The organism is Pseudomonas sp. Q1 (genome assembly GCF_009935975.1).
Classification (GTDB): domain Bacteria; phylum Pseudomonadota; class Gammaproteobacteria; order Pseudomonadales; family Pseudomonadaceae; genus Aquipseudomonas; species Aquipseudomonas palleroniana.
The window spans coordinates 134,927-156,315 of the sequence record NZ_QODI01000012.1 but is presented as its reverse complement, the minus strand read 5'-3'; the positions used below and the strand labels follow the sequence as shown (position 1 = coordinate 156,315).

Genomic DNA, 21,389 nt, shown 5'->3' with positions numbered 1-21,389 from the left:
CTGTTCCTTGAAAAAAGCTGACTTTAGTACGACGACTCGGGATGAACGGGGTTACGTTGCAACACCTGGTCAAGGATTTGATCGGTCTTCAATGCTTCGATGGCCAACGAGGGGTGCTGCGCCTCCCCGCGAATATGCGCATTCATGCCCAGCACGTGATGCCATTGGATATGCGCGTGGCACGGCACAGTCAGCACTTCATGGGCCTGCGCTTCAAGACGTATCGGCTGGTCTTCGAACACCGAAAAGCAGATGCGCCCATGGCTGCCGATCAACTCGACCCGGTCTTCGCGCCGGTCCGCCACAAAGTTCCAGGCGCCCATGCCCAGCGCACCCGAAGCGAAGCGCCAGCTGGCGGTCACCGCGTCCTCCGCGGCATAACGGCCGGCCTGGCGCGCGGTGAACCCGGCCACATCGACAATATCCCCGGCCAGGTACTGAAACAGGTCAAAACCATGGCTGGCCAGGTCGGCAAAGTAGCCACCACCGGCAATCGCCGGGTCGGTGCGCCAGTTGGCCGGGTTGGTATCCGCTGCGGCGGCCGGCTTGCACAGGGTCCAGGTCAGATGACGCAACTCACCGATGCGCCCGGTCTGCAGCCAATCGCGCACTTGCTGGAAGCGCGGTAAGGAGCGGCGATAGTAGGACACAAACAAATGCAGCCCGGCGCGCTCGAACGTGCGCTGCATCAACGCGCTCTGCCCGGCATTCAACGACATGGGTTTCTCGACGCAACAATGCTTGCCGGCTGCCGCCACCATCAGGCTGTATTCAAGATGGCTGTCGGGCGGTGTGGCGATGTACACCGCATCCACCTCGGGGTCGTTGATCAACGCCTGGGCGTCGGTGTAGTAGCGAGCGATGCCATGGCGTGCCGCATAATCGCGCACCGCTTCGACACGTCGCCCCATCACCGCCACCAGCGCCGAACCTGGCGCTTTGTAGAAAGCGGGTCCACTCTTTAACTCAGTGACACTGCCACAGCCGATCATGCCCCAGCGTACGGTACTCATCTGCCTTCCTCGTCCGTGTTGTCCAGCGAGCAGTATCCACATCCCCTGATGCAAGTGCCACAGCCGCCCAGCATGACAATTGCATTACACTTTGATGACAGCCATCTCGCTACGGAGCTTCACACATTGAAAACACGCGCAACCGTCATTTGCGCACATGAGGGGCATATCCTCTTCGTGCGCAAAGTCCGATCAAAATGGGCCTTGCCGGGCGGCAAGGTCGAACCCGGCGAACGCCCCGTGGGCGCGGCCGAACGGGAGTTGCACGAAGAAACCGGATTGAAGGTCGACGGCCTGCTCTACCTGCAGGAACTGAAAACCAGTGACACCGAGCACCACGTGTTTGAAGCCTCCGTGATCAACCTCGCGGACGCGCGGCCCTGCAACGAAATCATCGATTGCCGGTGGCACCCCTACACCGCCGTGGACGACCTGGACACCACCGACGCCACGCGGCATATCGTCAAAGCCTTCCTGCGTCGCCTCTGACCCTTGCATAACTGCCTCTACGCCCTGCCGTTCGACAAAGGAATTGACGAACGCGGCAGCGCCATCAGCCGTTCCCGCAGCAATGGATAGGTAGCCACCCCGCTCAAGAACGCGGCTTACTCCCCAGCCCTTGCGTCATCTTCTCCCTGGCCTTCCCCTGCCCCCGCTGATAAAGCGCCTCAACCAATTTCTGCCGCTCATCCTGAGGCAAATTACTCGCAAACTGCGCCAAGGTATCGTCCACCAACGCCCGAAGCGCAACATCCGCCTCACGTGCCTTGGCCAATTCAGACACCAGCACCGCGCGGTCCAGCGTCGGCGCCTCCAATTGCTTGATCACCCCCAGACGGGCTTCACGACCCGCCATGATCAACGGCTGGCTGTCGGCACGGTTGTGGCGCAGCAACTGACGCAACTCCTTACGCCGCTCGACCGGCAACTTGAACATCGCCTGGCGCAGACCATGCTGGTTGACCACCGCCTCGGCAGGCGCGGCAACGGCCATCCAGTGATAGAGGCCGCCCGCCACCCCGCCAATCAAAAATACGTTGAGCAACACCGAGACGACCAACCACGGCTTAAGGGTTTTGGCTGTCATTGCTCGGTTTCCTCGGCATTGACGGTAAACACGACGTCGGCATCGCCTTGATCGAAGACGCTGGGCAACACTTCGGATGACAACATCGGCAGCGGCACGCTCATCGACGCCACCAGCACCCCGGCAGCGATACCGGCAATGCCCACGCCCACCAGACCGGCCGGTGACAACCAGTTGGCATAGCGCGACCAAAATGACCTGCGTTGCACAGCCGACTGACGAATTTGGCGCACCAGTGCGGGGTCGACGGGCGCCAGTTGATGGCTGTCCATCTGCTGATCGAGCCAACTCGCCGCACTCAGTGCTTCGCGGGCGCCAGGGTCGCCACTGTCGAGCAAGGCGCGGGCCGCCGCTTGATCGGCAACGGGCCAGCGGTGCAGGCTCGCGCCGTAGGCATCGGCCAGGTAAGCAAATCGTTCAAGTGTCATGGTGTTCCCCTTCCTGGGCGGGCGAGCCCGGGTGTGTCGGCAAGTTGACTGCGCAACTGGCGGCGGGCCCGCGACAGCAGGCTCTCCAGTGCCTCGACGCTGATATTCATCAGGGCCGCGGCGTCGATGTTCGACAGCTCCTGGTAATACTGCAACACGATGGCTTCGCGCTGACGCTCCGGCAAAGCCGCCAACGCGGCGGCCATGCGGGCGCTGCGCTGGCTGGTTTCCAACTGTTCCTCGGGGGACGGTGCGCTGTCCGCCAGTTCCAGCACCTCGTCCTCATTCAACGGGCGTTCTCTGCGTCGACGCAAGCGGTCATGGCACAGGTTGAGCGCCACTCGGTGCAGCCAAGTGTCGAAGCGCGCTTCACCGGCACGCCAATTGGCCGCCTGGCGCCAGATCCGTAGAAAACTTTCCTGAGCCACGTCCCTGGCCTCGTCGGCATCCCCCAACAGCCGGCCGGCAAGCGCCAGCAACCGCGGCAGCTTGCGCGTCACCATTTCATTGACCGCGGCGGCTTCGTTGTTGCCGATACGTGCCAGTAGCTCAACGTCCGGATCAGTGTCTTTCAATCGGGTAATACTCGGTCCGGGGAGTTAGGTTTCAGCGAATCCAATGCCCTTCGCGCCAGTACCAGTTCGGCCCACGGGATTCCCAATGGCCTGGCTCCCACCGGGCATTGCGCATCACCGGTTGCCAGTGGCCAGGCACCCAGGCGTAGGCACCGTGTTCCCAACGCCAGTGGCCGCGATCCCAGGCGTATCCGGGGCGCTCGGCAGGGATCACTTCGACACGTTCTGCCGGTGGTGCCTGGCGGATAATCACTTCGGTCTCGGCGAAAACCGGGGTGCTGACAAACGCGGCGAAAGCCAGCGGAGCCAGCACGGCACAACGCAATTGGGTCAGTGAGTTCATGGCAACTCCTTCATACGGCGAGCGAAAGTGCACGCTGCTGATGGGTTGAACGCCAGGCGCAGGAAAATCCGTCGCAGAAAAAACGGGTTTTTTCTACACGGTGGCCCAGAGGAAGTATTGCCCAGGGAATCACAGGACTTGATGAAAAGTTTGCAAGCATCGCGACGGATTTGTGTCGGTGGTTGCGTTCAAGGAGTGACGCAGAACACACCAAGAGGAAACATCATGTCCCGTCGCCTATATATGCTGGTCGCCGCCCTGTTGATCGTGAGCCTCAGCGGTTGCGTGATCCTGCCGGAACACCGGCATTGCTGCTGGCGCTACTACGGCGCCGCCACTCCCACCACCAGTACCGTCAACAGCTAACCCATCACCGCAAAGCCACGGCGCCCGGCCTTGATCTCGGTGCGCAACTCGCCAATCAGGTTTGAGATGGAACGGATGCTGTCCAGACCTTGGGGCGAGACCCGAGTCAACAGCAGCTCGACACGGCCAGACTCCGGCTCGAACACACGAATGCGCAGCGAACCGTCGCTGTTGAGGCTGCAATCACACGCCAGCGGCAGGAACCCGGCGGCCATGATGCGGTTGAATTCGACGATCGGAATCATGATAAAGCCCCGTCCGTGGATGCATCCCTGAATGTGTGATGTAAACAGCGTAGATAAGCTTTTGCCTGCTACCGAACAATTAACTCAAAAGTGTTAGCTGTGCCTCACTATGCCCAACAAATACTGGTGTGCTGGCGCCAGAAACCCAGCACACGACCTCTCGTCTGCGGCTTTCGCGAAGGCTTGACTCAGGGCTTCGCTCACAAGACGCTGTTGGCTTTTAGCCATCATGCGAGCCGCCGCCCATGAACATCGATGCTCCACGCCTGCCCGACAGCGACGTCTACAAGACCCTGCTGGAGTCGACCAAGGCTATCCCTTGGCGCATTGATTGGCAGACCATGACCTTCAGCTATATCGGCCCGCAGATCGAGACGTTATTGGGCTGGACGCCGCAAAGCTGGGCCAGCGTGGATGACTGGGTTGAACGCATGCACCCGGACGACCGTGAATATGTGGTGAATTTCTGTGTGTCGCAATCGCGTGCCGGGGTCGACCACGAGGCCGATTACCGCGCGCTCACGGTGAATGGCGATTACGTGTGGATTCGCGATGTGGTGCACGTCGTGCGCAAGGACGGTGAAGTGGAGGCGTTGATCGGCTTCATGTTCGATATCAGCGAACGCAAAAAGACCGAGGAACACCTGATCCGCCTGCAAAAACAACTGGAGGAGTACTCGTTCCAGGACGGCCTCACCGGCATCGCCAACCGCCGCATGTTCGACACCGTGCTGGAACGGGAATGGGCCAGTGCGCTGCGCAGCCGGTTGCCGCTGTCGTTGCTCATCCTCGATATTGATTTCTTCAAGCAGTACAACGACCACTACGGCCATATCAAGGGCGACGAGTGCCTGCGCCAGGTGGCGCGCACCCTGTCCCAGGCTGCCAACCGCCCCCGGGATTTCATTGCCCGTATCGGCGGCGAGGAGTTTGTCTGGCTGTTGCCGGAAACTGATGCCGCATCGGCTCGGCAGGTTGCCCAGCGTTGTCTGCATTTGATTTGCCAACAACAGATCGAGCACGGGTTCTCGCCGGTGTCGAACTTGCTGACGTTGAGCCTGGGCGTGGGCACGCACATCGTGACACCCGACAGCAACGTGTTGGGGTTTGTCGAATCCGTCGATAAGTTGCTCTATCAAGCCAAGCACAATGGCCGGATGCGAGCAGAGTTTGCCGACATAGAAGTTTGACGCCGAGATCAAATTCCGGGCAAAAAAAATCCCAAGTAGCTGATGGAAACTTGGGATTTAAAAATGCATAAACCGTGGGAGGTGAACGCCCGGCTATAATAACGGTTGTTAAAACCTGCAACAAGATTATTTTAATCCTTTCGTCGGATTAAAAGCGCCGTAAGTCATTCAATATCCACACATTTTTTAAGGTGGCCAACACCATAAGTGCCACTTTTTGGTGCAATAAGCGCTGATTAAGCGTGCACACTTCGCCCGCTTATTTCCACTCTGTAATTGGGGTTATTGGTTATAACGGCGCAACACTTTCGGCATAACGTTTTTTGAGTTGCTTGCAGGCTTCTGGGGATTCCAGGTTCGTGGACCCCGCCACACGGGTCACACTTTCAAGGTGCTGGCAGAAAGCCAGACGCTCTGCAACCTGCTCCCGCTCTCGGTCAACCTCAGCGTTGAGCCGCATGAAATAAGTGCCCAACAGCACCGCCACGCACACAACCCCGATCGCAAAAGAGCGAAAGCCGCTTGAGGATGGGGGTTCTGGTTGATTCATGTCTCGCAAGCGTCCTGCTGGAGTGACTAGAAGCGTCGAATTGTATGCACATTGAAACCTACTCATTGTCGTGGATTTGTAAAAACCGTGTGACTACAACATTTCTGTCTGCTGCTGACGGCGAAACTGCCCGGGCGTCATGCCCTGGGCCTTGCGGAAGCAGCGGGAGAAGTAGGCCTCGTCGGTAAACCCGCAACGTTGCGCTATCACCCCGATCAGTTGGGTGCTGTTCAGCAACAACGTGCGCGCCAGTTGCATGCGGCGGTCCAGCACCCACTGGGAGAAGGGTTTCCCGGTTTCCTTGCGCAGCAGGTGCGTCAGGTAGTTGGGCGATAGAAATGCGGCGGCGGCCGTATCGGTAAGGTTGAGACTGGGTTCGTGGATATGCGCGCGGATATAGCCTTGCACCCGCGCCAAGGCGTCCTTACGCCCGCGCCGGATAGCGTTGTTGGCGGCAAACGCTTGCAGCGGCTCGGCGTACTGCTCACAGACCAGGCCAATCAGTTGAAACAGGTAGCCCTTGAGCCTCTCGCGGGCACCAAAAGTGCGGTGAGTGTCGAGGGCGCGCATATGGGCCAGCCAGGTTTTGACTTCTTCGAACGCGGTATCATCGAGGATAAAGTCCAGTTGCTCCTGAAAGCGAAACGGCGATAGCTCCGGTGCCTGGCCGATAGGAATGTCCTCCAGGTCCAGCGGATCACAACTCAGTTGCGGCAGGAAAAACGCTTGGCTGAAGTTGATCAGGATGAACTCGCCATCCTCAGGATGGGGAATCACATGCAGGCGATGGGGCAGGATGAACGCCAGGGCTTTACGCGGAAACGGTCGCACCGCCCCACCGATATGCTGCACGGTGTCGCCACCGAGGTTGATCTGGATCTGGAAGTATTCGTGCCGATGGGGGCTGGTCAGCGCCGCCCGTCCGCGTTTGTCGCGGATATAGAAGTCGGGGCGGTCGCTGCGTTGTTCCATGCCGTAGGTGGTGACGCGGGTGCCGGGCATAGCGCTGTCTCGGGTGGCCAGGGCACCACTTTAGCCTCAACCGTTGCCAAGGGTGAACCTCAACTCGCCAACGCCGTCGATGCCGGCCGTCACGGTATCGCCCGGTTGCAACGCGCCGACACCGGCGGGCGTGCCGGTGAAGATCAGGTCACCGGCCTTGAGCGCGACGGATCGGGAGGCGTGGCTGATCACTTCGCTGACCGACCAGATCTGGTCAGCCAGGTCGCCGACCTGGCGTTGTTCGCCATTGACCTTCAGCCAGATCTTGCCGGTGGACGGGTGCCCTACCGCGCTCACCGGCTGCAACGCCGTGCTGGGCGCCGACTCATCGAAGGCTTTGGCCCATTCCCACGGGCGTGAGAGCTTTTTCGCCTGGGCTTGCAGGTCGCGGCGCGTCAGGTCGATCCCCACGCCATAGCCCCAGATGTGGGAAAAAGCTTCATCGGGGCTGATATCCACCCCGCCCTTGCCGATGGCCACCACCAATTCCACTTCATGGTGCAGGTCGGAGGTCAGCGGCGGATAGGCGATCACACCTTCGGCCGGCACCACCGCATCCGCCGGTTTCATGAAAAAGAACGGCGGCTCGCGATCCGGGTCATGCCCCATCTCCCGGGCGTGTTCGCTGTAATTGCGACCAACGCAGAACACGCGACGCAGGGGGAAACGCGCATCGCTGCCCTGTATGGCCAGGGATGGGGTTTGCGCGGGGGGGAATACGTAATCGGTCATGGCCTGTGCCTCCTGGTTTACCTGGCACCAGTATGGCGAGCGGCCTCCGGGGAAAGTTGGACAGGCTTACGCAGATTTTGCACTGCCCGGTGCAAAGCGCCCAGGGGCTACTTGCGCGCCACCTTGTAGCGCAAGCAGTCCTGATAGAAGCTCTGGCGAATCACCTCAGGCTTGAGCCGGGAACGGCTGTCATAGGTCTGCTCGGTGATGCCCATAGCCATCATGCGCATCCACGACTTGCTGAACTTGATGGTCTGGATCTTCTGGCGCGCCGCATACAAAGACACACCCGCCAACTTGAGCTCCTGAGCCCTGGCCGCCGTACCGGCGCCCCAACTGCACATGTACTTGTCACCCTCGCGCAGTTCCCTTGCCTGCACGGCAGCCGCCCCCCCCGCCAGGGAGCAGGCAATCAGCATGATTCCAACAGTGCGCATTCGCTTCCCCACCTAACCACCTGAAAATAAAAGCGATTCTGGCGAGAATTTTGTTACAAAGGGGCCATTAAATTGCCTTATTGCGTCGGCATCTTAGATGCCTAGCCTCACGCAATGAGCCCTATCGCTTTTTTGTGTAGTCCTTAGGGCTGGTTTTTTACGAGTTTTCCTCGTCTCCAGTCATCCCATTCTGTTTTTTCAAACCGTTCATCCCGACGCTTTTTGTTGCGGCAGACTCCGGCGCCTTGCCCTTCTGCCGAGACGTCACGGATGACCCACGCCTCCCACATTGCCGCTATCGAACATGAGCTCGATGGCTTTCATCAGAGCCTGGTGCACTACCGCCGACAGATGAGCACCTGGTACGCACAGGCGCTGGACTCAGTCAGCCATGTCGCCGATATGCCGTCGCTGTTGGGAATGGATCGGGTGTTGCGGGTAGGCGACTCACAGCGTTCGGTGAGTCTTTCCGATGCGGATTTTTCTACCGTAGCCCACTGCCCGGCGGGCGGTGTGCTGCAGATCGAGAGCCAGTTCGAGTCGGTGTATGAGGTACCGATCGGCAATATCCCCGTTGAGGTCATCGGGCTGGATGATGCCAGCTCTACCACCATCATGCTGGATGAGCACGGCAAAGGCGCGCACGTTTGCGCCGCCGGCGGGCGATACCAGGTGCGCGTACAAGGCGAGGTCTCAGAGGAGCAGGTAGACGCCTTGTTTGCCTCCTACGCCGGGCTGACGGCAGACCTGGAACAATGGCTGCGCTCACAGTGGGAGGGTTTCCGGCCTCATTGGGAGGTGTCAACGGCCAGTGCAGTTGCCAGCGGTGTGCTGGCGGGCAGTTGGGTGGCGATCAAAGAGGTGTGGGACAGCATCAAGCTGGTGCAGTCGATTCTTGAAGACCCGCTGAAATTTGCCGAACAACTGGGAGCCGAGGCGGCGAAGCTGGCGCAGATCGCCACCGATGCACCCAAGGTCATGGAACAGGCGATGTTGCTCGCCAGTGATGAAGCAGCGCTGTACCTGATGTTGCGCACTGCAATGATCTGGCTGGACGCGTTGCCTCCCCAGGCGATGGCGGAGGTGGCTGCCGGTTTTGTGGTCTCGCTGCTGATTGATCTGGTGATCGGCGCGGTGCTGACGATTGCCTTGCCGGCGGCGGGCGTGGCGTACCTGGGCTTGCGCCTGGTCAAGTATGGCAAAGGCATTGTTCAGGCGGCGATGGGCTTTGTCGAAGACGTGCTGACGATTCTGCGGGCGTTTATGCAAGCGGTGGATCGTTACAAGGCGGTCGCGGTTCGCGGCGTGGTCGGCGGGCTGAAACAAGGCCGGATGCAGATGCGCTGGCGAGCGCGGCAGAATGCGGTGCTGAGGCAGAAAGAATCTGTCGACGATGTACCGGCCTCGGGGAAAAACCTCAATGGGGAGGCTTCGGCCCCGGCGGACAAGACCGCCTCCCATGGCTGCCCGGTGTCGATGGTCACTGGCGAGGAGTTGCTGACCCTCACCGATGGCACGCTGGATGGCGTGTTGCCGTTTGAGTGGACGCGGCTGTATCGCACCAGTACCGTGGAGGTGGATTGTGGGTTGGGGTTTGGCTGGAGCCATGCGCTGGCGCACAGGCTTGTCGTTGATGGCGATTCGGTGGTGTGGACGGATCATGAGAATCGGTCGACCACGCTGCCCTTGCCGTCTATTTCACGGCCCGCAATCACCAATAGCCTGGCCGAAGCGGCGATCTATCTGGGCGCTCTGCCCGATGAATTAGTACTGGCTCAGGCCTCGCGCTTCTACCACTTTTGCAACGGTGTGCTCACCGCCATCAGCGATGCGTACGACAACCGGCTGCGTATTCTGCGGGATCGCTCGGGGCGTATTGAACGGCTGGATAACGGCGTCGGCCGCTCGCTGTTTTTGCGCTATGAGCTTGAGCGCATTGTGGCAGTGGACTACCAAGTTCAGCGCGCCAAAGGTCATGAAGCCTTCACCTGGGTGACCGAACACAACGTTGTTTCCTACGCCTATGACGACGGTGGCCGACTGGTGTGTGCGACCAATGCCGTGGGTGAACGTGAGGTTTATCGCTACGACGCTCAGCACGTCATCCTTGAGCGGCAGTTGGCCGGTGGCGCGAGTTTCTACTGGGAATGGGAACGTTCCGGCAAGGCGGCGCGCTGTGTCCGGCATTGGGCCAGCTTCTCGCAGATGGACGCGCGTTATGCCTGGGGTGACGACGGCCAGGTCACGGTGTTTAACGCCGACGGCAGCCAGGAAGTCTACGTGCATGACCAGCGCGCACGGCTGGTACAGCGCATCGATCCGGACGGTGCCGAGCATTTCAAATCCTACGACGACAAGGGCCGGCTGACGGTCGAGCAAGACCCGCTGGGCGCGGTGACGGCCTATCAGTACGACGATGCCGGACGCTTGGTGGCGATGTTTCCGGGGGAGGACGAACCAACCTCCTACGAGCATGACAACGGCTTCGTACGCGTGGTGCGGCGGGGTCAGGCGGTCTGGAAATATGAGCGCAATGACCAGGGCGATGTGACGCGTCGGACGGATCCCGCCGGGCACATCACCGACTACAGCTACAACCCATCCGGGCAACTGACCGGCGTCTGGTACCCCGATCACAGCTGTCATCGGCTGGTCTGGAATGAGCGCGGGCAATTGCTGGAGGAGCAACTGCCCAATGGTGCCATCAAGCGTTATCGCTATGACGACGTTGGGCGGCAAGTGGCGCGTGAGGATGAGCACGGCGCGCTGACCCAGTACCAGTGGGACAGCGTGGGCCGCCTGGTTCGCGTGGCACTGCCGGGCGATGCGTGTCGGGAATACAGCTACAACCCCTACGGAAAAATCACCGCCGAACGCGACGAACTCGGCCATGTCACCCGTTACGAATATACCGATGGCCTGCACCTGATCAGCCGCCGCCTCAATGCCGACGGCACCCAGGTCAAGTACCGCTACGACAACGTGCGGTTGTTGCTGACCGCGATTGAAAACGAAGCCGGCGAAACCTACCAGCTTGATTACCACCCCAACGGCCTGATCCAGCAAGAAATCGGCTTTGATGGCCAGCGCACGGCGTATGCCTACGACCTCAACGGCAATCTGCTGGAAAAGACCGAACACGGCGACGATGGCAGTCAGCTGGTTACGCGTTATGAGCGCGACCACGCCGGGCGCCTTGTAAGAAAAATCCTCCCCGATGGCGAAGTGGTTGAATATGCCTACGACCGCCAGGGTAACCTGCTCAGTGTCGACGACGGCCACTGGGCGCTGGCCTACGAATACGACGTCCAGAATCGCCTGACCGCCGAGCACCAAGGCTGGGGCACCCTGCGCTACGGCTATGACGCCTGTGGTCAGTTAAAACACCTGCGCCTGCCGGACAACAACCGTCTGGTGTTCAACCACGACAAAGGCGGTCACCTTTCCACGGTTGAACTCAACGGTGCGCTGCTCACCTCACACCTGTTTAAAAACGGTCGCGAACACCAACGCCAACAAGGCCAGTTGCTCAGCCACTACCACTACGACGACCAGCACCGCCTGCACGCCCACGCCATCACCCAGCAGGAACACATTCTCTACCAGCGCCAATACGACTACGACAAAACCGGCAACCTCACCCGCCTGCTCGACACCCGCAAGGGCCAGCACGACTACCACCACGACCCCCTCGCCCGCCTGACCCGCGCCAACCACTCGCAAGACGTACAGGAACGCTTCGGCCACGACCCGGCGGGCAACCTGCTGATGCAGAACCGCCCTGGTCCGAACATCGTTGCGGGCAATCGCCTGATGATCCAGGGCGATCATCACTATGACTACGACGCCTTCGGCAACCTGATCCGCGAACGACGCGGCAAAGGCCAGCAACTCGTCACCGAATACCGCTACGACTGCCAGCACCGCCTGATCGGCCTCACCACGCCCAACGGGCAAACCGCCCACTATCGCTACGACCCGTTTGGGCGGCGCATCAGCAAAACCGTGGATGACACGACCACGGAGTTTTTCTGGCAAGGCGACAAGCTGATTGCCGAGCATCATGCGGAGCGCCATCGCAGTTACCTCTATGAACCGGACAGCTTCCGCCCGCTCGCGATGCTGGAAGGCTTTGGGCCAAAAGAGCCAAAACCCTACTACTACCAACTCGACCACCTCGGCACGCCGCAGGAACTGACCGATAGCGAAGGCGAAATCGTCTGGTCCGCGCACTACCGCGCCTATGGCGAAATAGCCCGCCTTGATGTCGGCAAAATCGACAATCCGTTGCGTTTTCAAGGTCAGTACCGTGACGCGGAAAGCGGGCTGCACTACAACCGTCATCGTTACTACAATCCGGACATTGGTCGATACCTGACACCGGATCCGGTGAAGCTGGCGGGTGGGATTAACGCGTACCAGTACGTGCCGAATCCTACGGGGTGGGTGGATCCACTCGGATTGAGTTGTAAGTCAAATAATTGTCCAGAAGGTCCGTTCAGCGTAATTGTTCCTGGAGGAGGTTTGGGCGCACATGAATCTGCAGGCGGGCACTTGATAGGAAGGCACATAGGTAAAACGGATGAGCAACTTGCTGAACGTTTGGCGCAAGAACCCCATGTTCCTGTGGCATCCACTTTCCTTGATCGCACAACAGCCGAGGCCACCATATCAAAAGTGCTTGCCGAAAACCAAACTAAGATAAATGATTTTCTAACGGGTAACGACAGCCAAACCGTAATTATCCAAAGATCTCCAATCCCAGTGGGCAAAAGCCTAGTAAGAGGCACACAAACAACGGTTCCAGGAATAGAAATTTATCTTATAATACGAAGAGACATAAGAATGCCTGACGGCTATAGAATTCATACCGGATATCCAAACCCATGAATAAAGACTACCCAAAACTACAGCAATTCTTATCTGGCTACTTTAATCAAGATTGGGCTGATGACTACTCAAATGCAGACGAAGTAATCGCGAATTACCTATCGGAAGCACCTGCAGAAACAATAGAGCTGACAAAACTAGAACTTACCAAATTAATATTCGCCAATTTACCCGAGCCACAACTCCAAAACCTTCTATTCTTGGAAATTGGGTGCGGCTACTATTACCCGCACAAATGGCCCTCAGGGACATTATGGCTAAATCATATATTCAGAAAACTCGATAAACACTCACCTAACATCACTAAATAGACACTATTATTTTTAAATCGAAAAAGGGCTCATAACAAAATGAACGAGATTATTTATCAAATCAACTATCTTGAAGATGAAATCGATAACGCTTTAAAACCTTGAAAATAGACTCAAAGAAGCTTGAGGAGGCGGAACTCACTGACTTGACAAAATCACTGACAAAAAATTCTTCAAATCACAAAACAACGTACTTGACGCAATAAACCTGAATGAAAAAAATAGAGCACAACCCTAACTTCTGGAGGGAGATAGAAAATCGCATTCACAAAAAAAATCTGATTTTGCTGGTTTTCGACTCATCATACCGAGCTTGGAAAGTCAGCAGTGCACAAGATATCGCCTCTATTTTGGGTGAAACAACTGGATATCCATTTTGGATAACCGATAACCAGCTTACATTTCTAGTACATATGGACGACCATGACTGCGTAATTTGGGCCTAAACCATGGACATCAAATCCACGCACTCAGAATTTTTTCCGAACTACCTCAACACACCTACATTGTGACAGAGGCAATTGATTGGATTGCGTGCATCTCCTTCGAGGGGCACTTGGACTTCGCAACTCTTCGCACTGAGTGAGCATCGTAAGAAGCGAAACCTGTCGCCCTCATTACCCCCACGCCACCACCAACAACCCCACCCCCAACACCAGACACAACGGCGAATAAACATACGTATCCAACCGTGCAAACCTCGACCCGCCCACTTTCTTGAAAAAACCCACCAATTCCGAGTCCCCAATTGCCCTGGCGAACATGACCACGGCGATCGCACTGATGCCCCACTGCAGCGCTCCGTGGGACACCGGCGAAAAGTACAACCCGACCCGCAAGCACACGAGTAACGCAATCGCCACCAGCCCCATCGCGACCAGCAGCGTGGCCAGCGCCGAGGGTTTGAACGCCGGCCTCGGCCCGCTGGCGAATTCGCCCGGCAGTTGAGGAATGGCAGCGAGCATGCCGAGTTTGCCACCGGCGGCCCAGTACAAATGCACCATGCTGATGCAGGTAAATACGCCAACGATCCATCGCGCGATGAAAAAGCTCATGGCTGGCTCTCTCCAAAAATGTGCGATTCAGGATAGTCGCCCTAGGATTTTTTGTAGGCATTTCGTCGGCGGCTGATGGTAAAGTGCCGCCCCATGAAACTTGCCCGTACCGACCGCTCGCTCATTGCCTGGATGCTCTACTGCTGCGTCCTGTTCAATGTGTTCGCCTGCAGTATTGGCCATGGGCAGATGCTGGGGATGCAGCTCAACGGTATCGGTGGTCAGTTCTGTACGGTAGACCCGCGCACTCAGGCCCCCACCCCAACCCGGTCCACTGACGAGAACCTGCCGACGCTGTCCAAGGCGTTCGGTTGCCCGCTGTGCTCCACCGGCGGCATGGGCCCTGCGCTCAACACCCATTTGAATGTGGCCGTGTTGCCACAACCGCACGCGCCGCCTGCGGCGGTCGTGTTTGCCGCTGACGTTCCTGCCCGCTTCACCTGGCCCACGGCCCACCCGCGCGCGCCTCCCGCTGTCGCCTGATCCTTCGCTTTCCGATCTGCACCGCTCACCGTTCCCCTCGGGTTTACGGGCGGCTGTGCGTTGTTTTCAAGCTGAGTTTTTCAGGATTCAACCATGAAACATTTACCCCTGTTGGCGGGCCTGTTCGGCTGCCTGCCTGTCTGTGGCTGGGCACTTGAACTGGCCCCCACCACCATTGATGGTGAACAAAGCACCGAGCCTGGCCTGGCGCTGGATCAGCCCAGCGGCATGGCGTCGCGCCTTGGCCTGAGTGTGCGAGAAACCCCGGCGTCGGTGGCCATCGCCAATCGCAATGATATCGAGCGCCATGGCGCCAAGACCTTCCGCGATGCGGCTAATACCCTGCCCGGCGTCAACGCCAGCGCACCGCCGGGGTTTGGTGGGTTTGTGTCCTATCGGGGCTTTACGAGCAACCAGATCACCCAGATGTTCAACGGTATCAACGTCGCCACCGGCCTGGCGCGGCCAGTGGATGCCTGGATCTATGACCGGGTCGAACTCGTCGGCGGGCCCTCCTCCTTAATCAACGGTGCCGGCTCCGTGGGCGGCTCGTTGAACTATGTGACCAAACTGGCAACCCGCGAAGAACAGGCGGCTGAAGGCCAGCTCACCTACGGCAGTTACGACACCGCCGGTATGGCCTTGGGCCTCAACCACGCCCTGACCGAACCCGGCGCCGAGGTGCAGCATTACGCACGCCTGGACGTCAGCCGTAATACCAACCACAGCTACATCGACCGCGACCAGCGCGATGCCTGGAGCCTGGCGTTTTCCGTGCTCAGCGACTTGACGCCCCACCTGTCGCACACCCTGGCGCTGGAATACCAGGATGAGCATGAGGACAGCCCCTACTGGGGCACGCCGGTGCTCAACCCCAAGGCCGGCGAATTGAAGATCGACCGGCACAACCGCTTCAACAATTACAACGTCGGCGATGGCCGATACGAACAGCGCACGATCTGGGCGCGCTCGATCATCGACTACCGGATCAACGACAACACCACGCTGAAGAACACCCTCTATCACCTGGACAGCCAGCGCGACTATCGAAACCTGGAAACTTACCAATACAACGCCGACAACAGCGCCGTGAATCGCTTGACCGCGTATCAGGTGCGCCACCAGGGTGAGCAGAACGGCAACCAGTTCGAACTGCGTCATGACAATACGTTGTGGGGGCTTTCGACCACCTGGTCGGGCGGTTTTGAATACAAGGTCAACAGCACCACCAACCACCCGCTGAACGTACCGGGTAAAAGCACGGTCGACCCGAACCACTACGACCCTGGGCACTTTTACGACATCCCGGGCACCCGGCCAGGGTTCGTACCGGACAAGACCAATGCAGTGACGACCCAGGCACTGTTCGCGGAAAACCGCCTGGGCCTCACCGATAAACTCTCGTTGCTGACGGGCCTGCGCTACGACGCCATCGACCTCGACGTGACCAACCACCGCCAGATAACGGCCACCAATCCGCGTCACTTCAAACGCCGCTGGGAACCAGTGACCGGCCGCGTCGGCCTGACTTACCAGTTCATCCCGTCGGCTAATGTGTATGTGCAATACAGCACGGCGGCCGAGCAACCATCGACCACCACCCAAGTCTTCGATGTGTCCACCGGCCGGCAGTGGGAGGTCGGCAGCAAGTTCGACTACCTGGACGGTCGCGGCTCGGCCACCGTTGCCGCCTACAGGATCGAGCGCAAGGATTTTGCCGTCACCGACCCGCTGGATCCGAACAACAGCATTCCGGTGGGAGCGCAATCGTCCAAAGGCATCGAACTGGCCAGCTCACTGCGCATCACGCCCCGACTGTTGGCGGAAGGCAACTTTGCCTGGGTGGATGCCGAGTACGATGACTTCAATGAGAAACTTGCCAGCGGTGCGGTGGTATCGCGCAAGGGCAACACGCCGACCAACGTGCCCAAGCGCGTCGGTAATCTGTGGCTGACTTATGATTTTGCCGAGGCTTGGCAAGGCGGTGTGGATGCGCGGTACGTCGCCGAGGTATATGCGGATAACGCCAATACCCTCACGGTGCCGGCCTATACGTTGTTCGGCACATTCCTGCGCTACAAAGTGGACGCCCATACCTCGGTGACCGGCCGGGTGCGTAACCTGACCAATGAGGTGTATGCCGAGTTTGCCCATGTATCGCCGGCGTATTACCTGGGGGCGCCACGCACGTTCGAGCTGGCAATGCAAACCCGGTTCTGAACCTGCAATGTAATCAAACATGTGGGAGGGGACTTGCCCTAATGCCAGTCAGTCAAATGGTGGGATGTAGAACACATCATCTGTAGTGAGCGGGCTCTCTTAACTGACCAGCATTAGGGCGACTTGGCTGCAGCACGTGTCGTTATTTCAGGCTTGCCTCGACTTTGCTCGCCACATCATCCGTCACCCACGCCTTCCACACTTCGGGATGCGCCTTGAGAAACGCCTGGGCCGCTTCCCGGGGTGGCGTGTGGTTTTCGCTCATGGTCGCCAAGGCTTTGTTCAGCGGGTCGATGGGGAACTGCACCTTGGTAAAAAACTCCGCGATCTGCGGATGTTCTTTCTGGAACGGCGTCGACACGCCAATGCTCAACTTGGACGCCAGCGAACGCGTTGGCCGTGGGTTAGGGTTGTCCGCGTCGGTCAGGGTCTTCCAGGCCTCGGCATCAAACGCCGGTTCCTCCAGCTGGATCAGCTTGTAACGCCCCATCAGGGGCGTTGGCGACCAGTAGTAGAACAGCACCGGCTTGCCGCGACGAATCGACGAGGCGATCTCGGCGTCCAGTGCAGCGCCCGAACCGCTGCGGAAATTCACATAGCTACCGTCCAGGCCATACGCCTTGAGCTTTTGTGCGTTGACCACTTCCGAGGTCCAGCCGATCGGGCTGTTGAGAAAGCGCCCTTTGCCAGGTGACTCAGGGTCCTTGAACACCTCTTTGTAGCGCGCCAGGTCCTGCACGGTCTTGAGGTCCGGCGCCAGGGGCTTGAGACCTTTGGCGGGATCGCCCTTGATCACGTATTCCGGCACCCACCAACCTTCCGTGGCGCCCTTGACCGTATCGCCCAGGCCCAGCACCTTGCCTTCAGCCTCAGCCTTGATCCATACGGGACTGCGGCCGGCCCACTCTTCGCCGATCACCTGGATATCGTTTTTCGCCAGGGCGGTTTCCAGGGTGATGGTGGTACCGGGCAAGGTGTCGGTGGGCAGGTCGTAGCCCTTCTCGACGATAAAACGCAGCACCTCGGTGATCAGGCTGCCGCTTTCCCAATTCAGGTCGGCAAAATGCACCGGTGCCTGAGCGGCGGATACCGGCACCGAGGCCAGCGACAGACTCAAGGTCGTCAGGGATGCTGCCAACAGCGATTTCAATCCTTTCATGCCTTCACCTCGCATTTTCGCAGCCATAGCGGGCGGCTTTGCTGCCAATGCGCGAAGCCTCTGAATAGTTAAGTCAACTCAACTGTAGTAGAGGTTCCAAAAGAGCAAGATACACAGCGTGTTCAGGGTTACTCACTGGCCTTGAAGGTCACCAGTTCACCCTTGCGCCACTTGGCGGCCTTGCCGGTCACGGCCTTGAGGGTCTTGGTCAGGCCTTCCTGCAATTGTTCATTGGCGGCAAACACCAGCATCACGCTGTGGCCTTCCTTGAACAGGATTCCCTGGCCTTCGGCCGAGGAGACAAACGCATAATCGCCCAAGCCGTACACCGTCAACTTGATATCGCGAAACTTGAGTTCGAACTTGCCACCTTCACGGCTGGGCAATACGGCTGCGCGAAAATGGTCGCCGACCTTGAGTTCCAGGCGTGGTTTATCGTCCACGACCATTGCCGTTTCGGTATCGATCTCGGCGATATAAATACCTTCCGGCGTCTGTTCAGTGACATAAACAAAACGGGATTGAAACTGCTTGACCAACTTTGCGCGCAAATCACCCAGCACGAATAACGCGTGCATATCCAGATTACTGACTGCCAAGGAAACGCCCCCACATCAAAAAGGTGCTGTCCGCTGAAGCGGGCAGCACAAAAAAACGGCCGTTACGGCGCGATCGCACATTCGTCAAAAAACTGAAGAGACCCCGCTGGGGCGCCATAAGACTCGTACAGACGGGCGCGACAGACCTTGTGCAAGGGCCATCCGGTACCACAGCAGATCACAGGTTCAACAACCCGAGAATACGGGTCGACCAACTTCAGAGAATAACCTTATTAAAAACGCAGTTTCTGACACCTGACACAAAAGAAAAGACTAGAGCATGGAACCAGGCGTGGACTGCCGACGACAATACTAAAACAGCAACACCGAACAAAACCACCCGAAACGCTGCTGATGGGTCAACATGATCGAGCGACAGGAGCTGACGATGAACCGACCTCAACACGACGCTACGTCTTCGCGCATTCGTTCAACATGTCATGATGGGCGCCAATACTACTGCCTGCACAACCCCGATGGGTACTTGAATTCGGTCCTTTATCAGGTGGTTCCGGCCGGAAAGAACTTTTTTCATATTCTTGAAGTCACCAGCGGCAGGGTCAAAGGCTTTCGCAGCGACCATATCCAGGCCTGTGAGTTGGCCAAACAGCTTGAGGCCGGGCTGCAAGCCTTTCAGGCCGGGATTGTTGCGACGCAGGGATGACCGACCGGCACGGCGTACACAGCCCTCAGGGCTGCCTTGGATTCGCGCACGCTCCATTGAGGATAATCCGATAGAACTCTGCCGGGGCCAAAGCCTCACATGCACAACGACCCTCATCCTGCATGGAGAACCCACAATGGACGCGCCTATCCCCACCCTTGAAACCCTGTTCGAACAACTGGGCCTGGACTCGACGCCGCAAGCCATCGACGCATTCATCGCCGCCCATCCGCTGCCTGACGACGTGAAATTGATCGACGCCCCGTTCTGGACGCCGCAACAAGCACAATTTCTCAAGGAAGAACTGCGCGAGGACGCCGATTGGGCGATCCCGGTGGATGAACTGAACCAGCGCCTGCATCAACCGCAATAACGCACGCCTCAGTGCAGGCTGTCTGACTTTTCCAGGTTCATCAACGCTTGCCAGGCAGCCCTGCACTCCTCTGCTTCATCGCGGCTGGCGAACGCCGTGCCGCGTTGCTCGCCATTGAGCAATACCACCCAACAAGCCTTCTGGCCCAGCTCACGCAGGGTGGCAGGCACGCCGCTGCCGATCATCACCGCCACATCGACTTTGTTTTGCATGGAGCTTCTCCGTCGCATTAGTTAGCTGGCTAACAATGTTCAGCATGCTACGGTTTTCTGCCAGTAGGAAAAAGCTATCCCCGGAATAGCTGCGTTGCATAAACCGCAACAATCACTGGCGATGGGTCTTCGCGGCTTCGGGTTTGTAGCCCAGGCGCAAGCCGCCCCAATGCCGGCCCATGACCATGATCGGCACCGACAAATCGTGCATCAGTTCGCCGGTATCACGCGTGTAGGTTTGCAATAACACGGCTTGTTGATGGCTGCCACAACGAATCCCCGTACGGTCATCAAACTTGCGCTTGGTGCGATTCTGCACCGCGTCGACCTGGGCATCGCCGGTCAGGGCGTGGGAAAACGCCTTGTTGTGGGTCGGCACGTAACCTTGAGGCGTACAGGCGATGGCAAACACCAGTCCTTCATGGCGTGGTAGCAGGGCTTCCTGGATCGCCGGCAGCACCTGATCGGTGTAACCGTCAAAACGCGTGTGGTACTTGCTCGGGCTGGTATTCGGGATCGGGGTATAGCTGCGGTCGAACAAGTCCTCCAGGCTGATGCGATTCTGCTGGATATCGGCCTCGAACTGTTCGGCAATGCGCGCGGCACCTTCTCGGGCCAGGTCATAGATACGCTGGTGATAGTCATCCAGCCCGACTTGCGCCAGGCGCTCGCTGATCGTTTCAGCCTGGCCTTCCATTTGCACGGCAACCTCGGCCAACTGGCGGGTTTGCTGATCGCTTTCCGACAAATCGCTGCGCATCTGTTCCACGGCATGAAACAGGCTGTCGAGTTGCGCCTGGTTGGTATCGGTGCCTTGGGCAATTTCATTGACCTGCCCTTCCACACCCGCAGCCAGGCTGGCGATGCTTTCCAGCTGTTCGCCGGCCTGCTCCACCCGCTCGACGCCGATATGCAGGTCCGCCGACAACTGGCGAATCTGCTCCACCACCTGGGCGGTGCGCTGCTGGATATCGGCGACCATCACGCCGACTTCATCGGTGGCGGAGGCCGTACGCCCGGCCAGGCCGCGCACTTCATCGGCCACCACGGCAAATCCACGCCCATGCTCACCGGCACGCGCGGCTTCAATCGCCGCATTCAACGCCAACAGGTTGGTCTGGCTGGCGATGGATTGGATCACCAGGGTCACGCGCTGGATCTCTTCACTGCGCTGGCTCAACGCTTCGATCAGCTCGCGGCTGGCATTGGCGCGCTGGCTGAGTTGGCGCATGCGGGTGATCGACTCAGCCAGCACTTCACGACCTTCGGTGCTGCGTTGGTGGGCCTGGCTGGCCGCCTCCAGGGCCTGACGGCTGAGTTGTGCGGTCACCTGCTCGGTGCCGATCATCACTTCGGCACTGCTGACGATCTGCCTGGCGGCACCCAGCTGCGACTGCACCCGCGCCGCCAGTTGCTTGACCGAATAGGCCACGCCCGCAGCGGAAAGCGCGTTAT

Annotated in this window: 24 protein-coding genes; 9 read left to right on the top strand and 15 right to left on the bottom strand. The window is 58.7% G+C overall.

Annotated features, from left to right (window positions below; genetic code table 11):
• Window positions 1-23: 23 nt before the first annotated feature.
• Window positions 24-1,013 (bottom strand): Gfo/Idh/MocA family protein, encoded by a 990-nt coding sequence (locus DK870_RS19915; RefSeq protein WP_161549475.1) that lies wholly within the window; start codon window positions 1,011-1,013, stop codon window positions 24-26.
• A gap of 126 nt (window positions 1,014-1,139) precedes the next feature.
• On the opposite strand from DK870_RS19915, the gene DK870_RS19910 reads away from it, so the two are divergent.
• On the top strand, window positions 1,140-1,502 hold the full coding sequence (locus DK870_RS19910) for an NUDIX hydrolase (protein ID WP_060757149.1): 363 nt from the start codon (window positions 1,140-1,142) through the stop codon (window positions 1,500-1,502).
• Between the two features lie 103 nt (window positions 1,503-1,605).
• Here the strand turns inward: DK870_RS19910 and DK870_RS19905 are convergent, their stop codons facing one another.
• Genes DK870_RS19905 through DK870_RS19890 form a run of 4 tightly spaced genes read right to left on the bottom strand, consistent with a single transcriptional unit; the run spans window position 1,606 to window position 3,446 of the window.
• Window positions 1,606-2,100, bottom strand: a complete 495-nt coding sequence (locus tag DK870_RS19905) for a periplasmic heavy metal sensor (protein ID WP_060757150.1) — start codon at window positions 2,098-2,100, stop codon at window positions 1,606-1,608.
• Complete coding sequence (locus DK870_RS19900; RefSeq protein ID WP_060757151.1) at window positions 2,097-2,528, bottom strand: hypothetical protein; 432 nt, start codon at window positions 2,526-2,528, stop codon at window positions 2,097-2,099. Before DK870_RS19900 ends, DK870_RS19905 begins: the two co-directional genes overlap by 4 nt.
• Complete coding sequence (locus DK870_RS19895) at window positions 2,525-3,103, bottom strand: RNA polymerase sigma factor (protein WP_060757152.1); 579 nt, start codon at window positions 3,101-3,103, stop codon at window positions 2,525-2,527. The genes DK870_RS19900 and DK870_RS19895 overlap by 4 nt, the downstream gene beginning before the upstream one ends.
• Window positions 3,104-3,134: 31 nt before the next feature.
• Complete coding sequence (locus tag DK870_RS19890; RefSeq protein ID WP_060757153.1) at window positions 3,135-3,446, bottom strand: YXWGXW repeat-containing protein; 312 nt, start codon at window positions 3,444-3,446, stop codon at window positions 3,135-3,137.
• Window positions 3,447-3,671: 225 nt separating this feature from the next.
• On the opposite strand from DK870_RS19890, the gene DK870_RS29385 reads away from it, so the two are divergent.
• Window positions 3,672-3,812: a hypothetical protein gene (locus DK870_RS29385; RefSeq protein ID WP_178126884.1), complete on the top strand. Its 141-nt coding sequence runs from the start codon at window positions 3,672-3,674 to the stop codon at window positions 3,810-3,812.
• Here DK870_RS29385 and DK870_RS19885 read toward each other — a convergent pair.
• Window positions 3,809-4,057 carry a DUF1652 domain-containing protein gene (locus tag DK870_RS19885; protein WP_090371558.1) on the bottom strand — a complete coding sequence of 83 codons (249 nt, stop codon included), beginning with the start codon at window positions 4,055-4,057 and terminating at the stop codon, window positions 3,809-3,811. The two genes, DK870_RS29385 and DK870_RS19885, sit on opposite strands and share 4 nt — an antisense overlap.
• Window positions 4,058-4,302: 245 nt before the next feature.
• Here DK870_RS19885 and DK870_RS19880 point away from each other — a divergent pair, with 245 nt between their 5' ends.
• Window positions 4,303-5,247 (top strand): diguanylate cyclase domain-containing protein, encoded by a 945-nt coding sequence (locus tag DK870_RS19880; protein ID WP_060757155.1) that lies wholly within the window; start codon window positions 4,303-4,305, stop codon window positions 5,245-5,247.
• A gap of 289 nt (window positions 5,248-5,536) precedes the next feature.
• Here the strand turns inward: DK870_RS19880 and DK870_RS19875 are convergent, their stop codons facing one another.
• The 4 genes from DK870_RS19875 to DK870_RS19860 form a co-directional block, all read right to left on the bottom strand.
• On the bottom strand, window positions 5,537-5,797 hold the full coding sequence (locus DK870_RS19875) for a hypothetical protein (RefSeq protein ID WP_161549474.1): 261 nt from the start codon (window positions 5,795-5,797) through the stop codon (window positions 5,537-5,539).
• 93 nt (window positions 5,798-5,890) lie between these two features.
• Window positions 5,891-6,799 carry an AraC family transcriptional regulator gene (locus DK870_RS19870; RefSeq protein ID WP_161549473.1) on the bottom strand — a complete coding sequence of 303 codons (909 nt, stop codon included), beginning with the start codon at window positions 6,797-6,799 and terminating at the stop codon, window positions 5,891-5,893.
• Between the two features lie 36 nt (window positions 6,800-6,835).
• Window positions 6,836-7,531: a fumarylacetoacetate hydrolase family protein gene (locus DK870_RS19865; RefSeq protein ID WP_161549472.1), complete on the bottom strand. Its 696-nt coding sequence runs from the start codon at window positions 7,529-7,531 to the stop codon at window positions 6,836-6,838.
• A gap of 107 nt (window positions 7,532-7,638) precedes the next feature.
• Window positions 7,639-7,968: a hypothetical protein gene (locus DK870_RS19860; RefSeq protein ID WP_060757159.1), complete on the bottom strand. Its 330-nt coding sequence runs from the start codon at window positions 7,966-7,968 to the stop codon at window positions 7,639-7,641.
• Between the two features lie 270 nt (window positions 7,969-8,238).
• Here DK870_RS19860 and DK870_RS19855 point away from each other — a divergent pair, with 270 nt between their 5' ends.
• Both DK870_RS19855 and DK870_RS19850 read left to right on the top strand, forming a co-directional pair.
• Entirely contained in the window at window positions 8,239-12,858 is a 4,620-nt protein-coding gene (locus tag DK870_RS19855; protein WP_161549471.1) for an RHS repeat-associated core domain-containing protein, read from the top strand.
• Window positions 12,855-13,169, top strand: coding sequence for a contact-dependent growth inhibition system immunity protein (locus DK870_RS19850; protein WP_161549470.1), 315 nt, complete (start codon window positions 12,855-12,857; stop codon window positions 13,167-13,169). The genes DK870_RS19855 and DK870_RS19850 overlap by 4 nt, the downstream gene beginning before the upstream one ends.
• A 617-nt stretch (window positions 13,170-13,786) precedes the next feature.
• Here DK870_RS19850 and DK870_RS19845 read toward each other — a convergent pair.
• A complete protein-coding gene (locus tag DK870_RS19845) occupies window positions 13,787-14,224 on the bottom strand; it encodes a DUF3995 domain-containing protein (RefSeq protein ID WP_161549469.1) in 438 nt (145 codons plus the stop codon).
• Window positions 14,225-14,317: 93 nt separating this feature from the next.
• Here DK870_RS19845 and DK870_RS19840 point away from each other — a divergent pair, with 93 nt between their 5' ends.
• Together DK870_RS19840 and DK870_RS19835 are read left to right on the top strand one after the other, a co-directional pair.
• Entirely contained in the window at window positions 14,318-14,707 is a 390-nt protein-coding gene (locus DK870_RS19840; protein WP_060757161.1) for a DUF2946 domain-containing protein, read from the top strand.
• Between the two features lie 93 nt (window positions 14,708-14,800).
• Entirely contained in the window at window positions 14,801-16,927 is a 2,127-nt protein-coding gene (locus DK870_RS19835) for a TonB-dependent siderophore receptor (RefSeq protein WP_161549468.1), read from the top strand.
• A 142-nt stretch (window positions 16,928-17,069) separates the two neighbouring features.
• On the opposite strand, the gene DK870_RS19830 is transcribed toward DK870_RS19835, so the two are convergent.
• On the bottom strand, window positions 17,070-18,086 hold the full coding sequence (locus DK870_RS19830) for an ABC transporter substrate-binding protein (RefSeq protein ID WP_104993437.1): 1,017 nt from the start codon (window positions 18,084-18,086) through the stop codon (window positions 17,070-17,072).
• A gap of 128 nt (window positions 18,087-18,214) precedes the next feature.
• The gene (locus tag DK870_RS19825) at window positions 18,215-18,664 is read right to left on the bottom strand and encodes a hypothetical protein (protein ID WP_060757163.1); all 450 of its coding nucleotides are present in this window, start codon (window positions 18,662-18,664) and stop codon (window positions 18,215-18,217) included.
• Between the two features lie 385 nt (window positions 18,665-19,049).
• On the opposite strand from DK870_RS19825, the gene DK870_RS19820 reads away from it, so the two are divergent.
• Window positions 19,050-19,349: a hypothetical protein gene (locus tag DK870_RS19820; protein WP_235594061.1), complete on the top strand. Its 300-nt coding sequence runs from the start codon at window positions 19,050-19,052 to the stop codon at window positions 19,347-19,349.
• 136 nt (window positions 19,350-19,485) lie between these two features.
• Window positions 19,486-19,722, top strand: a complete 237-nt coding sequence (locus DK870_RS19815) for a DUF2789 domain-containing protein (RefSeq protein WP_060757165.1) — start codon at window positions 19,486-19,488, stop codon at window positions 19,720-19,722.
• An 8-nt stretch (window positions 19,723-19,730) separates the two neighbouring features.
• On the opposite strand, the gene DK870_RS19810 is transcribed toward DK870_RS19815, so the two are convergent.
• Complete coding sequence (locus DK870_RS19810) at window positions 19,731-19,934, bottom strand: hypothetical protein (RefSeq protein ID WP_060757166.1); 204 nt, start codon at window positions 19,932-19,934, stop codon at window positions 19,731-19,733.
• 112 nt (window positions 19,935-20,046) lie between these two features.
• Entirely contained in the window at window positions 20,047-21,282 is a 1,236-nt protein-coding gene (locus DK870_RS19805) for a methyl-accepting chemotaxis protein (RefSeq protein WP_372241684.1), read from the bottom strand.
• Window positions 21,283-21,389: the final 107 nt, after the last annotated feature.

Excerpts from the sequence above, each read along its gene's own strand:
- DK870_RS19900 (WP_060757151.1), bottom strand. The coding sequence starts at position 2,528 with ATGACACTTGAACGATTTGCTTACCTGGCCGATGCCTACGGCGCGAGC.
- DK870_RS19850 (WP_161549470.1), top strand. The coding sequence starts at position 12,855 with ATGAATAAAGACTACCCAAAACTACAGCAATTCTTATCTGGCTACTTT.
- DK870_RS19810 (WP_060757166.1), bottom strand. The coding sequence starts at position 19,934 with ATGCAAAACAAAGTCGATGTGGCGGTGATGATCGGCAGCGGCGTGCCT.
- DK870_RS19845 (WP_161549469.1), bottom strand. The coding sequence starts at position 14,224 with ATGAGCTTTTTCATCGCGCGATGGATCGTTGGCGTATTTACCTGCATC.
- DK870_RS19815 (WP_060757165.1), top strand. The coding sequence starts at position 19,486 with ATGGACGCGCCTATCCCCACCCTTGAAACCCTGTTCGAACAACTGGGC.
- DK870_RS19820 (WP_235594061.1), top strand. The coding sequence starts at position 19,050 with ATGATCGAGCGACAGGAGCTGACGATGAACCGACCTCAACACGACGCT.
- DK870_RS19915 (WP_161549475.1), bottom strand. The coding sequence starts at position 1,013 with ATGAGTACCGTACGCTGGGGCATGATCGGCTGTGGCAGTGTCACTGAG.
- DK870_RS19865 (WP_161549472.1), bottom strand. The coding sequence starts at position 7,531 with ATGACCGATTACGTATTCCCCCCCGCGCAAACCCCATCCCTGGCCATA.
- DK870_RS19880 (WP_060757155.1), top strand. The coding sequence starts at position 4,303 with ATGAACATCGATGCTCCACGCCTGCCCGACAGCGACGTCTACAAGACC.
- DK870_RS19890 (WP_060757153.1), bottom strand. The coding sequence starts at position 3,446 with ATGAACTCACTGACCCAATTGCGTTGTGCCGTGCTGGCTCCGCTGGCT.
- DK870_RS19875 (WP_161549474.1), bottom strand. The coding sequence starts at position 5,797 with ATGAATCAACCAGAACCCCCATCCTCAAGCGGCTTTCGCTCTTTTGCG.
- DK870_RS19840 (WP_060757161.1), top strand. The coding sequence starts at position 14,318 with ATGAAACTTGCCCGTACCGACCGCTCGCTCATTGCCTGGATGCTCTAC.
- DK870_RS19830 (WP_104993437.1), bottom strand. The coding sequence starts at position 18,086 with ATGAAAGGATTGAAATCGCTGTTGGCAGCATCCCTGACGACCTTGAGT.
- DK870_RS19835 (WP_161549468.1), top strand. The coding sequence starts at position 14,801 with ATGAAACATTTACCCCTGTTGGCGGGCCTGTTCGGCTGCCTGCCTGTC.
- DK870_RS19860 (WP_060757159.1), bottom strand. The coding sequence starts at position 7,968 with ATGCGCACTGTTGGAATCATGCTGATTGCCTGCTCCCTGGCGGGGGGG.
- DK870_RS19905 (WP_060757150.1), bottom strand. The coding sequence starts at position 2,100 with ATGACAGCCAAAACCCTTAAGCCGTGGTTGGTCGTCTCGGTGTTGCTC.
- DK870_RS19885 (WP_090371558.1), bottom strand. The coding sequence starts at position 4,057 with ATGATTCCGATCGTCGAATTCAACCGCATCATGGCCGCCGGGTTCCTG.
- DK870_RS19825 (WP_060757163.1), bottom strand. The coding sequence starts at position 18,664 with ATGCACGCGTTATTCGTGCTGGGTGATTTGCGCGCAAAGTTGGTCAAG.
- DK870_RS19870 (WP_161549473.1), bottom strand. The coding sequence starts at position 6,799 with ATGCCCGGCACCCGCGTCACCACCTACGGCATGGAACAACGCAGCGAC.
- DK870_RS19805 (WP_372241684.1), bottom strand. The coding sequence starts at position 21,282 with ATGATCGGCACCGAGCAGGTGACCGCACAACTCAGCCGTCAGGCCCTG.
- DK870_RS19855 (WP_161549471.1), top strand. The coding sequence starts at position 8,239 with ATGACCCACGCCTCCCACATTGCCGCTATCGAACATGAGCTCGATGGC.
- DK870_RS29385 (WP_178126884.1), top strand. The coding sequence starts at position 3,672 with ATGTCCCGTCGCCTATATATGCTGGTCGCCGCCCTGTTGATCGTGAGC.